Genomic DNA, 12,628 nt, shown 5'->3' on the forward strand with positions numbered 1-12,628 from the left:
ACGGCAACATCTGGCTATGACCGTAAACTTATTTTATGATCCGAAATATTGAATTATGCGCCGCCCGTGGCGACAATGAATCATCTGTTCAGATTGGTGACTCACGCAACGGCTTAGCCATCCCCTTTCTATTTTCAATTGAGGTGAAACATGAGACTGATTCCTTTAGCGACACCAACCCAGGTGGGAAAATGGGCCGCCCGACATATTGTTAATCGTATCAATGCGTTTAACCCGACGGCGGATAAACCTTTTGTCCTGGGGCTGCCAACCGGCGGTACGCCACTGGAAGCGTACAAACACCTGATTGATATGCACAAAGCGGGCCAGGTCAGTTTTAAAAACGTCGTGACATTCAATATGGATGAATATGTTGGCCTGCCAAAAGAGCATCCTGAGAGCTATCACAGCTTCATGTATCGCAATTTCTTCGATCACGTTGATATTCAACCGGAAAATATCAACCTGCTGAATGGTAATGCCCCCGATATTGACGCAGAATGTCGTCAGTACGAAGAGAAAATTCGCGCGCTGGGTAAAATTCACCTGTTCATGGGCGGCGTTGGCAACGACGGTCATATCGCCTTTAACGAACCGGCTTCCTCTCTCGCTTCCCGTACCCGCATTAAAACCCTGACCCATGACACCCGCGTGGCGAACTCCCGCTTCTTTAACGGTGACGTTGATCAGGTGCCTAAATATGCGCTGACGGTCGGCGTCGGTACGCTGCTGGATGCAGAGGAAGTGATGATTCTGGTTACCGGCCATGTTAAAGCGCAGGCATTACAGGCGGCGGTTGAAGGCAACGTTAATCATATGTGGACCATCAGCTGCCTGCAGCTGCACGCGAAATCGGTGGTAGTGTGCGATGAGCCGGCCACCATGGAACTGAAAGTGAAAACCGTGAAATATTTCCGCGAAATGGAAGCGGAAAATATGAAAGGCGTGTAACAGAACATTGTCATGCCCTGCTGTTACGCTGAGTGACAGCAGGCCAGGACGGGAGAAGAAAGATGTACGCATTAGTTAACGGTCGAATCTACAGTGGCCATGAGGTTCTGGATAATCACGCGGTGGTGGTTGCCGATGGGCGTATTGCGCGCGTCTGTCCGCGTGAAGCGCTCCCGGCGGATATGGAGCAGCGGGATATGGCAGGGGCAAATATTGCGCCAGGCTTTATCGATCTCCAGCTCAATGGCTGCGGTGGCGTGCAATTCAATGACAGCCTTGAGGCGCTCAGCATTGAAACGCTGGAAACGATGCAGCGCGCCAATGAAAAGTCTGGCTGCACCAGCTTTTTACCGACGCTGATAACCAGCAGCGACGCCCTGATGAAGCGGGCGATTGAAACCATGCGCGCCTACCTGCAGAAACATCAGAATCAGGCGCTGGGTCTGCATCTGGAAGGGCCCTGGCTGAGCAAAGCGAAAAAAGGCACCCACGATCCGGCGCAGATCCGCCTGCCGGATGCGGCAATGGTGCAGTACCTGTGTGACAACGCGGACGTCATCACCAAAGTCACGCTTGCCCCTGAAAATGCGGGTAGCGATGTGATTCGTCAATTGACTGATGCCGGGATTATTGTCTCAGCCGGTCACTCGAATGCGACCTATGAAGAGGCTAAAGCGGGCTTTTCTGCTGGTGTGAGTTTCGCGACGCACCTCTACAACGCCATGCCCACTTTTGCGGGACGTGAACCCGGGCTTATCGGTGCGCTGTTTGATTCGCCTGATGTATACTGCGGCATTATTGCGGACGGTTTACATGTACATTACGCTAACGTGCGCAATGCAAAACGCATCAAAGGCGACAAACTGGTGCTGGTCACGGATGCCACTGCACCGGCTGGCGCGGACATAAGCGAGTTTATTTTTGCAGGCAAAACAATCTATTATCGCGATGGGCTCTGTGTCGACGAAAACGGCACATTAAGTGGTTCTGCCCTGACGATGATTGAAGCGGTACAAAACAGCGTTGAGCATGCAGGGATCGCACTGGACGAAGCGTTGCGCATGGCAACACTCTACCCGGCACGGGCGATGGGCGTGGAAAGGCAGTCAGGCTCGATCGAAGCAGGAAAAATCGCGAACCTGACTGTGTTTACGCGCGACTTTAAAATCATAAAGACGTTTGTCAACGGAGACGACGTCCTGAGCGAGTAAGCACTGAATGACCACTGGCGGCCAGTCACAAATAGGAAATGTCGATCTTGTTAAGCAACTCAATAGCGCAGCGGTTTACCGGCTGATTGATCAACAGGGGCCGATATCGCGCATTCAGATTGCCGAACTTAGCCAGCTCGCGCCCGCCAGCGTCACCAAAATTACCCGTCAGTTGATTGAGCGCGGCCTGATCAAAGAGGTAGACCAGCAGGCGTCTACCGGTGGTCGCCGCGCCATCTCCATTATCACTGAAACCCGCCATTTCCATACCATCGGCGTCCGCCTCGGACGCAACGACGCCACCCTGACTCTGTTTGACCTCAGCGGTAAATCGCTGGCGCAGGAAGATTATGCGCTGCCGGAACGCACTCAGGAGACGCTGGAACATGCGCTGTTTAACGCCATCAGCAGCTTCATTGAGCAGCACCAGCGTAAAATTCGCGAGCTGATCGCGATTTCAGTGATCCTGCCTGGGCTGGTCGATCCGATTAACGGCGTGATCCGCTATATGCCACACATCTCTGTCAGCCGCTGGCCGCTGGTCGCCAGCCTGAAAAAACGTTTTAACGTTACCAGTTTTGTGGGTCATGATATTCGCAGCCTGGCGCTGGCCGAGCACTATTTCGGTGCAAGCCGCGACTGTGCTGACTCGATTCTGGTGCGTTTACACCGGGGCACGGGGGCCGGCATTATTGCCAACGGCCATATTTTTCTCGGCAGCAACGGCAATGTTGGCGAGATCGGCCACATTCAGGTCGACCCGCTTGGCGAGCGCTGTCACTGCGGCAACTTTGGCTGCCTTGAAACTATTGCCGCCAACGGCGCCATTGAAAATCGGGTACGCCATCTGCTGAATCAGGGCTATCCCAGCGTACTGACGCTGGAGGCGTGCCAGATATCCCACATCTGCAAAGCGGCCAATCAGGGTGATGCACTGGCCTGCGAAGTGGTGGAGCACGTTGGCCGTTATCTTGGCAAAGCTATCGCGATTGCGATCAACCTGTTTAATCCGCAAAAAGTGGTGCTGGCGGGTGAGATCACTGAAGCAGAAAAAGTGCTGCTGCCAGCGATTGAGGGCTGCATTAATACTCAGGCATTAGAGGCCTTCCGTAAAAATCTGCCGGTCGTGCGTTCCACCCTGGATCATCGTTCCGCTATTGGTGCCTTTGCGCTCGCTAAACGTGCCATGCTTAACGGCATTCTGCTGCAACATCTTCTGGAAGACTAAGCTAACCCGCTGCTGTGGCGGGCCACATCGGATCTGACTATGACCATTAAAAGCGTAATTTGTGATATCGATGGCGTGCTGATGCACGACAACACGGCCGTTCCCGGCGCACAGGAGTTTTTACAGCGCATTCTGGCCAAAGAGATGCCGCTGGTGGTGCTGACGAACTATCCCTCGCAAACCGAGCAGGATCTGGCCAACCGTTTTGCCTCGGCCGGTGTCGAGGTGCCCGATTCCGTTTTCTATACCTCCGCAATGGCAACCGCCGACTTCCTGCGCCGTCAGGAGGGCAAAAAGGCGTATGTGATTGGTGAGGGCGCACTGATTCATGAACTCTACAAAGCGGGCTTTACCATTACCGATGTGAATCCCGATTTTGTCATTGTCGGAGAGACGCGCTCGTTTAACTGGGACATGATGCATAAAGCGGCCTTCTTCGTGGCTAATGGCGCCCGCTTTATTGCCACCAACCCGGATACTCATGCGCGCGGTTTTATTCCTGCCTGTGGCGCACTCTGTGCGGGTATTGAGAAGATATCAGGCCGTCGCCCGTTTGTTGTCGGCAAGCCCAGCCCCTACATTATGCGCGCCGCGCTGAACAAAATGCAGGCCCACTCGGAAGAGACCGTGATTGTCGGTGACAATCTGCGAACCGATATTCTGGCCGGTTTTCAGGCGGGTCTGGAGACGGTGCTGGTGCTCTCCGGCGTCTCGACGCTGAGTGATATCGATGCCATGCCGTTCCGTCCGGACTGGATCTACCCTTCTGTGGCCGATATCGACCTGTTCTGATTCATTTCTCTTATGACGCATCCGGCTAATCTGTGATGCGTCCCCCCTTTTTGCGCTATATCTCCCACTTTTACTGTCTGATTTCTGCTCGAAAAAGCCATTTTATTGCTGATCCATCAACGAACCGGCTTTAAAATTATCGTTTATTCAATTTTATTGCCATGCAAGCAATCTTTTTATCAGTAAATCACGATTCCTCTTGCATTGAATGCACCAAATAGCGCATTTTCTTATGTATCACGCAGCATCAGGCTGCCGGACAAACGCAAAAGAAAACATCGCCGTAAGGTGAGCTCAGGAGTCAGTTATGTGTTCAATTTTTGGTGTGCTGGATCTGAAAACCGATCCTGTTGAGCTGCGCAAAAAAGCGCTGGAATGTTCACGCTTAATGCGTCATCGCGGCCCGGACTGGTCAGGCGTCTACGCCGATGACCATGCTATTCTGGCGCATGAACGTCTCTCAATTGTTGACGTTAACAATGGCGCACAGCCGCTGTACAACGCCGATCACACCCACGTACTGGCAGTTAACGGCGAAATTTATAACCATCAGGCACTGCGCGCTGAACTCAGCGATCGCTACGCGTTTCAGACCGGTTCTGACTGTGAAGTGATTCTGGCGCTCTATCAGGAGAAAGGTGTCGATTTCCTTGATGAGCTGGAAGGCATGTTCGCCTTTATCCTCTATGACACCGTTAAAAAAACGTACCTGATTGGTCGCGACCACATCGGCATCATCCCGCTCTATATGGGTAACGATGAGCATGGCAACCTGTTTGTTGCTTCAGAAATGAAAGCGCTGGTACCTGCCTGCCGTTCAATCAAAGAGTTCCCGCCGGGAAGCTACCTCTCCAGCACCGATGGCGAGATCCGCCGTTACTGGCAGCGCGACTGGATGGAATATAAAAACGTTGAGCACAACACCACCGACGCCGCTGGCCTGAAACATGCGCTGGAAGAGTCCGTGAAAAGCCACCTGATGTCAGATGTGCCTTACGGCGTGCTGCTGTCAGGCGGTCTGGACTCTTCCATCATTTCAGCCGTGACCAAGCGTTACGCGGCGAAGCGGGTTGAAGATCAGGATAAAAGTGATGCATGGTGGCCACAGCTGCACTCCTTCGCGGTAGGGCTGGAAGGTTCACCCGACTTAAAAGCGGCGAAATCGGTGGCGGAGCATCTGGGCACCGTACACCATGAAATTCATTTCACCGTGCAGGAAGGTCTGGATGCCATTCGCGATGTGATTTATCACATTGAAACCTATGACGTCACCACCATTCGTGCCTCTACGCCAATGTACTTAATGTCGCGTAAAATTAAAGCGATGGGCATTAAGATGGTGCTGTCGGGCGAAGGCGCAGATGAAGTCTTCGGCGGCTATCTCTATTTCCACAAGGCGCCAAACGCCAAAGAGTTCCACGAAGAAAACGTACGTAAACTGCAGGCGCTGCATATGTTCGACTGCGCCCGTGCCAACAAAGCGATGTCCGCCTGGGGCGTTGAAGCCCGCGTACCGTTCCTGGATAAAAAATTCCTGGATGTGGCGATGCGAATCAACCCGGCCGATAAAATGTGTGGCAGCAACGGTAAAATGGAGAAGCACATTCTGCGTGAATGTTTCTCCTCTTACCTGCCGGAGAGCGTGGCGTGGCGTCAGAAAGAGCAGTTCTCGGATGGCGTAGGTTACAGCTGGATCGACTCACTGAAAGAAGTGGCTGCGAAGCAAATCAGCGATCAGCAGCTGGCTACCGCTCACTTCCGCTTCCCGTTCAACACGCCGGGTTCGAAAGAAGCCTATCTCTATCGTGAGATCTTTGAAGAGCTGTTCCCGCTGGCGAGCGCGGCAGAGTGTGTGCCTGGCGGTCCATCGGTCGCCTGTTCTTCAGCCAAAGCGATTGAATGGGATGAAGCGTTTAAAAACATGGACGATCCCTCTGGTCGTGCCGTGGGTGTGCATCAGTCAGCCTATAAATAAGTCGGCAGAAAGCAACCAGAATGGGCCCGTTGTGGCCCATTTTTTTTACGATTAGCGTTGTATTCACTGAAAAATTGCCGAATAAACATCCAGGCTGGTTATAAGCCAGTCAAACAGCGATTATCTGGCAAAAAACGGTAAAAAAATTGTTGACGCTGTCTGGTCAACTCCGCATAATGCGCCCCGCAACGCCGATGAAGGTAACGCGAAAAAAAGATGGCTACGTAGCTCAGCTGGTTAGAGCACAGCACTCATAATGCTGGGGTCACAGGTTCGATTCCCGTCGTAGCCACCATCTTTTTTTGCGGGAGTGGCGAAATTGGTAGACGCACCAGATTTAGGTTCTGGCGCCGCAAGGTGTGCGAGTTCAAGTCTCGCCTCCCGCACCATTTCATTATTCGGCAGCGTGGATGGGATATCGCCAAGCGGTAAGGCACCGGTTTTTGATACCGGCATTCCCTGGTTCGAATCCAGGTATCCCAGCCAATTTCGATGATTCTCGAGGCTGAGAACGGACGAATGGGATATCGCCAAGCGGTAAGGCACCGGTTTTTGATACCGGCATTCCCTGGTTCGAATCCAGGTATCCCAGCCATCATTGAAATGCAGTACAATTTGGCTACGTAGCTCAGCTGGTTAGAGCACAGCACTCATAATGCTGGGGTCACAGGTTCGATTCCCGTCGTAGCCACCATATAATTGGGGTGTCGCCAAGCGGTAAGGCACTGGTTTCTGATACCAGCATTCCGGGGTTCGAATCCCTGCACCCCAGCCATACAAAAGACAATTTGAAAAACACCATTATTGGGGTGTCGCCAAGCGGTAAGGCACTGGTTTCTGATACCAGCATTCCGGGGTTCGAATCCCTGCACCCCAGCCAAATTGCACAACCTGGCCCGCTTTTGCGGGCTTTGTTGTTTTTGTCGTTCCCCTTCCTGATTTCCTGATTTCCTGATTGCAGGCCCGCCGTATGGCGAGCCAACATGCGCAATCTGCTATAACCCCAGCGCGTAGCGCAATACCTGCCGCTTCAGTACCCCGGAATGTTCGGCGGCAATCAATCCGAGATTACGTGCAAACCGCAGCGGTGCCAGCTGATTGCTGAAGGCAAAATAGAACAGATCCATGCCGCCTTGCATCAGCATATTGTCTTTACGACGTTGCCGGTGATAGCGCTGCAATACGCGCTCGGATGCCCAATCCTCCGCCGCACCGCGTGCGCTGACCAGCACATTAATCAACGCATCAATATCGCGATAGCCCAGATTCACGCCCTGCCCGGCCAGCGGATTAATGGTATGCGCGGCATCACCGACCAGCGCCAGTCCTGGCAGGACATACCGTGAAGCGTGACGCCGTACCAGCGGGAAGCCGCCAGCCGCATAGGCTTTAAAACGTCCCAGCCGCGCCGGGAAGTGGCTGGCTATCTCTTTTTCCAGCTGGGCCATCGGCATCGCCTGTAGCTGGCGGACTCTTGCAGGCGCGTCATACCAGACCAGCGAGGCCCGGTTGCCATACAGCGGTAAAAAGGCGCGCGGTCCCTGAGGCGTAAAGTGCTGCCAGGTCGCATCGCCTGCCGGATGTTCGCAGGTCACGCTGATCAGTAAACAGGATTGCGCATAGCTCCAGCCATGAATACCGATCCCGGCCATCTGTCGCACCTGAGAGTTCGCGCCATCAGCCCCAACCACCAGGCGGGTGTGTAAGGCAACGTCGTCGTTGAGGTCGATGCGCCAGCCGCCATTTTCTGGCTGCAGGTTCTCCAGTGTGGCCGGGCAATAGCAGGTCACGCCCAGCGACTGCATCTCCTCCCATAGCGCCCGCTGAAGCACGCTGTTCTCGACCATAAAGCCCAGCTCGGGCAGCCCCAGCGAGGCCGCATCAAAACTCACCTGCGCCGTCTGCCACTCCCAGGTTTCCAGCCTGCGATAGGGCGCGCTGCGCATCGCCTCTACCCGAGGCCAGACGTTGAGCTGCTTCAGCAACCCCACCGAGGATGAGCCAATCGCCGAAATTCGCAGATCGGGATCGCTGTCGGCATCAAAAGGAGCGGGTTCGGCACGCTCAATTACCGCAACGCGAAAATGTTGCTGCGTCAGTCCACATGCCAGCGCCGCACCGACCATGCCACCGCCAACAATCACTACATCAAACTGATTATCCTGCATTGCTTATGTCCCTCTCTTATTCCCGCCAGCCTGCGCAACACGGGTCTGAATAAAGCAAAGTGTACCGGAAAACCGGATTGCTGGCAGAAAAGCCCTGAGGCTGGTCACAACAGCATCAAAGCATTACAATACGCGCCCCGCACTTCACTGCACTGAATCAATGGTTAGCGCGATGACAAAAAAACTGCATATCAAAACCTGGGGATGTCAGATGAATGAGTATGATTCATCCAAGATGTCTGATCTGCTGAACAGTACGCACGGCTATACGCTGACCGAGGTTCCTGAAGAGGCGGATATTCTGCTGCTTAACACCTGTTCTATTCGTGAGAAAGCGCAGGAGAAAGTATTCCACCTGCTGGGACGCTGGAGAAAACTCAAAGAGCGCAATCCGGATGTGATTATCGGCGTGGGCGGCTGCGTGGCGTCGCAGGAAGGGGATCATATCCGCCAGCGTGCGCCCTGCGTGGATATCGTTTTTGGTCCGCAGACACTGCACCGCCTGCCGGAGATGATCAACACCGTGCGCGGCACCAAAAGCCCGGTGGTCGACATCAGCTTCCCGGAAATCGAGAAATTTGATCGCCTGCCGGAACCGCGCGCAGACGGCCCGACGGCCTTTGTCTCCATCATGGAAGGCTGCAACAAATATTGTACTTTCTGCGTGGTGCCTTACACCCGTGGCGAGGAAGTGAGCCGTCCCAGCGATGACATTCTGCTGGAGATCGCTCAGCTGGCGGCGCAGGGCGTGCGTGAAGTTAACCTGCTTGGCCAGAACGTTAACGCCTATCGTGGTGCCACCTTTGATGGTGAAATCTGTACCTTCGCTGAGCTGCTGCGCCTGGTCGCCGCCATCGACGGTATCGACCGCATTCGCTTCACCACCAGCCACCCGATTGAGTTCACCGATGACATCATCGAGGTCTACCGCGATACGCCGGAACTGGTGAGCTTCCTGCACCTGCCGGTTCAGAGTGGATCAGACCGTATTCTGACGCTGATGAAGCGTGCTCATACCGCGCTGGAGTATAAGTCGATTATCCGCAAGCTGCGCGCGGCGCGCCCGGATATTGAGATCAGCTCTGACTTCATCATTGGTTTCCCCGGCGAAACTCAGCAGGATTTCGAGCAGACCATGAAGCTTATCGCCGAGATCAATTTCGACGTCAGCTTCAGCTTTATCTACTCTGCCCGTCCCGGCACGCCCGCCGCTGACCTGCCGGATGATGTCAGCGAAGAGGAGAAAAAGCAGCGTCTGTGGATCCTGCAGGACCGCATTAACCAGCAGGCGCAGGCGATCAGTCGCCGCATGGTGGGCACAGTGCAGCGTATTCTGGTGGAAGGCATCTCCCGCAAGAACGTGATGGAAGTCTCTGGCCGCACCGAAAATAACCGCGTGGTGAATTTCGAAGGCTCGCCTGAAATGATCGGCCGCTTTGTGGATGTTGAAATTGTCGATGTCTACACCAACTCGCTGCGCGGCAAACTGGTGCGTACTGAAGAAGAGATGGGGCTGCGCATGTCGGAAAGCCCGGCGTCCGTGATCGCCCGTACCCGTAAAGAAAATGAAATCGGCGTGAGTCTGTTCCAGCCGTGATGCCTGCTTTACTGTGCGGCAGCGCGCATCGCGTTGCCGCCAATTTCACTTTGCACCACTTGCTTTCTGAAAGTGTCGCCCAAATATCTCTCCATAAGCTTGCGCCCAGGCGTTACGGCATAAATAATTTCGTTATGGTGCATCCGGTTAAGTTTAACGGTGCGTCAGACACATCCCATAACTGGCCCTGAGTGACCCAAAGGATTCGTTTGAATATCGAAACTCGTGAAATCGCCCTTGAACCGGCTGATAACCGTCGTCTGATGAGCCTGTGTGGGCCTTTCGACGATAATGTAAAACAGCTTGAACGTCGTCTGGGCATTGAGATCAATCGTCGCGACAACGTTTTTAAGCTGTCAGGACGTCCACTTTGCGTGAATGCCGCAGCAGATATTCTGAAAACCCTCTATGTCGATACCGCGCCTGTGCGTGGCGACATCCCGGATATCGAGCCTGATCAGATTCACCTGGCGATCAAAGAGAGCCGGGTACTGGAGCAAACCGCTGAGAGCGTGCCGGAGTATGGTAAAGCGGTCAATATCAAGACCAAACGCGGTGTGATCAAGCCGCGCACTCCAAACCAGGCCCAGTACATCGCTAATGTGCTCGACCACGATATCACCTTTGGTGTCGGCCCGGCTGGTACCGGTAAAACCTATCTGGCGGTAGCCGCGGCAGTGGATGCGCTGGAGCGTCAGGAGATTCGCCGCATCATGCTGACCCGCCCTGCCGTCGAAGCGGGTGAAAAGCTGGGCTTTCTGCCAGGCGATCTGAGCCAGAAAGTCGACCCTTATCTGCGTCCGCTCTACGATGCGCTGTTCGAAATGCTCGGCTTCGAGCGGGTGGAAAAGCTGATGGAGCGCAACGTCATTGAAGTCGCCCCGCTGGCCTACATGCGTGGTCGTACCCTGAACGATGCGTTTATCATTCTTGATGAGAGCCAGAACACCACCATCGAGCAGATGAAAATGTTCCTGACGCGTATCGGCTTTAACTCTAAAGCGGTGATTACCGGCGACGTTACCCAGATTGACCTGCCGCGTCACGTCAAGTCAGGCCTGCGTCATGCCATTGAGGTGCTGGCGGACGTTGAAGAGATCAGCTTCAACTTCTTCCACAGCGAAGATGTGGTGCGCCATCCGGTAGTTGCCCGCATTGTCACCGCCTATGAAGCCTGGGAAGCGGCCGATCAGACCCGTCGTGACCAGCAGGCCGAAGAGCGTAAACGTGAAGCACTGGCTGCACAGAGCGCCACGCAGGAGAGCAAATGAGCGAGGTGATTCTCGACCTGCAAGTCGCCTGTGACAACACCGCTGACCTGCCTGATGAAAGCCAGTTTCATCGCTGGCTGTCAGCGGCTGTCACCCCTTTTCAGCCGGAAAGCGAAGTTACGGTGCGTCTGGTTGATGAAGCGGAGAGTCATGAGCTTAATCTGACTTATCGCGGCAAAGACAAGCCGACCAACGTCCTCTCTTTCCCGTTTGAAGCACCGCCGGGCATTGAGCTGCCGCTGCTGGGCGATCTGATCATCTGCCGCCAGGTCGTTGAGCAGGAAGCCGCTGAACAGGGTAAAAGCGCTGAAGCCCACTGGGCACATATGGTGGTACACGGCACGCTGCATCTGCTGGGTTACGACCATATTGAAGACGACGAAGCGGACGAGATGGAAGGACTGGAGACCGAGATAATGCTTGCTCTTGGGTATCCTGATCCGTACATTTCGGAGAAAGAAGACGCCTGAATCCTGAATTCAGTCAATCCTGCTGTCAGTACAGGTTACTGACAGCACCCATTCCTCACCAGAGAGATCTTTAAAAACCGCCATGAGCGACGACCATTCTCAAAACAGCGATGCACCCAGTAGTAAAAAGGGATTTTTCTCCCTGTTGATCAACCAACTCTTTCACGGTGAACCAAAAAGCCGTGATGAGCTACTGGAGCTGATCCGCGACTCGAATAATAAAGAGCTGATTGACCAGGACACCCGCGACATGCTCGAAGGGGTACTGGATATTGCGGAGCAGCGCGTGCGTGACATCATGATCCCGCGCTCGCAAATGATCACCCTGAAACGTAATCAGAGCCTCGAAGAGTGTCTGGATGTCATCATCGAATCCGCCCATTCTCGTTTCCCGGTGATCAGCGAAGATAAAGATCATGTGGAAGGGATTCTGATGGCGAAAGATCTGCTGCCGTTTATGAGCAGCGAATCTGAGCCTTTCAGCATTGAGAAAGTGCTGCGTCCTGCGGTGGTTGTGCCTGAAAGTAAGCGTGTCGACCGGATGCTGAAAGAGTTCCGCTCCCAGCGTTACCATATGGCGATCGTCATTGATGAGTTTGGCGGTGTCTCCGGTCTGGTGACCATTGAAGACATCCTGGAGCTGATCGTCGGTGAAATTGAAGATGAGTATGACGACGAAGAAGATCGTGATATCCGTCAGCTCAACCGTCACACCTTTACCGTGCGTGCACTGACTGCCATTGAAGATTTCAACGAGGTGTTTGGCACCCAGTTCAGTGACGATGAAGTCGACACCATCGGTGGTCTGGTAATGCAGGGCTTCGGTCATCTGCCCGCTCGCGGTGAAAGCATCGAGATTGAGGGTTACCAGTTCAAGGTGGCGATGGCTGACAGCCGCCGCATCATCCAGGTTCACGTGACTATTCCGGAAAATTCGCCACAACCTCAACTGGAAGACGAATAAG

General features: G+C 54.1%; 10 protein-coding genes and 7 tRNA genes. 16 read left to right on the plus strand and 1 reads right to left on the minus strand.

Features of this window, described 5'->3' with window-relative positions:
* The first annotated feature begins 150 nt into the window (after positions 1–150).
* The 12 genes from nagB (at position 151) to HFD87_RS02470 (ending at position 7,037) form a co-directional block, all read left to right on the plus strand.
* Complete coding sequence (gene nagB / locus HFD87_RS02415) at positions 151–951, plus strand: glucosamine-6-phosphate deaminase (RefSeq protein WP_010260676.1); 801 nt, start codon at positions 151–153, stop codon at positions 949–951.
* Positions 952–1,013: 62 nt separating this feature from the next.
* A complete protein-coding gene (gene nagA, locus HFD87_RS02420; RefSeq protein ID WP_167422892.1) occupies positions 1,014–2,162 on the plus strand; it encodes an N-acetylglucosamine-6-phosphate deacetylase in 1,149 nt (382 codons plus the stop codon).
* Between the two features lie 7 nt (positions 2,163–2,169).
* A complete protein-coding gene (locus HFD87_RS02425) occupies positions 2,170–3,390 on the plus strand; it encodes an N-acetylglucosamine repressor (RefSeq protein ID WP_010260667.1) in 1,221 nt (406 codons plus the stop codon).
* 39 nt (positions 3,391–3,429) lie between these two features.
* The gene (locus tag HFD87_RS02430) at positions 3,430–4,182 is read left to right on the plus strand and encodes an HAD-IIA family hydrolase (RefSeq protein ID WP_010260664.1); all 753 of its coding nucleotides are present in this window, start codon (positions 3,430–3,432) and stop codon (positions 4,180–4,182) included.
* 307 nt (positions 4,183–4,489) lie between these two features.
* The gene (gene asnB / locus HFD87_RS02435) at positions 4,490–6,157 is read left to right on the plus strand and encodes an asparagine synthase B (protein WP_010671283.1); all 1,668 of its coding nucleotides are present in this window, start codon (positions 4,490–4,492) and stop codon (positions 6,155–6,157) included.
* 218 nt (positions 6,158–6,375) lie between these two features.
* A tRNA-Met gene (locus tag HFD87_RS02440) sits at positions 6,376–6,452 on the plus strand.
* A 9-nt stretch (positions 6,453–6,461) separates the two neighbouring features.
* A tRNA-Leu gene (locus tag HFD87_RS02445) sits at positions 6,462–6,546 on the plus strand.
* Positions 6,547–6,568: 22 nt separating this feature from the next.
* Positions 6,569–6,643, plus strand: a tRNA-Gln gene (locus HFD87_RS02450).
* Between the two features lie 34 nt (positions 6,644–6,677).
* A tRNA-Gln gene (locus HFD87_RS02455) sits at positions 6,678–6,752 on the plus strand.
* A 22-nt stretch (positions 6,753–6,774) separates the two neighbouring features.
* Positions 6,775–6,851 (plus strand) — tRNA-Met (locus HFD87_RS02460).
* Positions 6,852–6,857: 6 nt separating this feature from the next.
* A tRNA-Gln gene (locus HFD87_RS02465) sits at positions 6,858–6,932 on the plus strand.
* A 30-nt stretch (positions 6,933–6,962) separates the two neighbouring features.
* Positions 6,963–7,037 (plus strand) — tRNA-Gln (locus HFD87_RS02470).
* A 115-nt stretch (positions 7,038–7,152) separates the two neighbouring features.
* Here the strand turns inward: HFD87_RS02470 and ubiF are convergent.
* Complete coding sequence (gene ubiF, locus HFD87_RS02475; RefSeq protein WP_167422893.1) at positions 7,153–8,325, minus strand: 3-demethoxyubiquinol 3-hydroxylase; 1,173 nt, start codon at positions 8,323–8,325, stop codon at positions 7,153–7,155.
* A gap of 172 nt (positions 8,326–8,497) precedes the next feature.
* Between ubiF and miaB the strand changes: the two genes are divergently transcribed.
* The 4 genes from miaB (at position 8,498) to corC (ending at position 12,627) form a co-directional block, all read left to right on the plus strand.
* Positions 8,498–9,922: a tRNA (N6-isopentenyl adenosine(37)-C2)-methylthiotransferase MiaB gene (gene miaB, locus HFD87_RS02480; RefSeq protein WP_167422894.1), complete on the plus strand. Its 1,425-nt coding sequence runs from the start codon at positions 8,498–8,500 to the stop codon at positions 9,920–9,922.
* A gap of 209 nt (positions 9,923–10,131) precedes the next feature.
* On the plus strand, positions 10,132–11,193 hold the full coding sequence (locus HFD87_RS02485; RefSeq protein WP_010258952.1) for a PhoH family protein: 1,062 nt from the start codon (positions 10,132–10,134) through the stop codon (positions 11,191–11,193).
* Positions 11,190–11,663 carry an rRNA maturation RNase YbeY gene (gene ybeY, locus HFD87_RS02490; protein ID WP_022626053.1) on the plus strand — a complete coding sequence of 158 codons (474 nt, stop codon included), beginning with the start codon at positions 11,190–11,192 and terminating at the stop codon, positions 11,661–11,663. The genes HFD87_RS02485 and ybeY overlap by 4 nt, the downstream gene beginning before the upstream one ends.
* A gap of 82 nt (positions 11,664–11,745) precedes the next feature.
* A complete protein-coding gene (gene corC, locus HFD87_RS02495; RefSeq protein WP_008925004.1) occupies positions 11,746–12,627 on the plus strand; it encodes a CNNM family magnesium/cobalt transport protein CorC in 882 nt (293 codons plus the stop codon).
* The last annotated feature ends 1 nt before the right edge of the window (position 12,628 follow it).

The sequence above is a fragment of the Pantoea sp. EKM21T genome, from assembly GCF_011800405.1.
Taxonomy (GTDB): Bacteria; Pseudomonadota; Gammaproteobacteria; order Enterobacterales; family Enterobacteriaceae; genus Pantoea; species Pantoea agglomerans.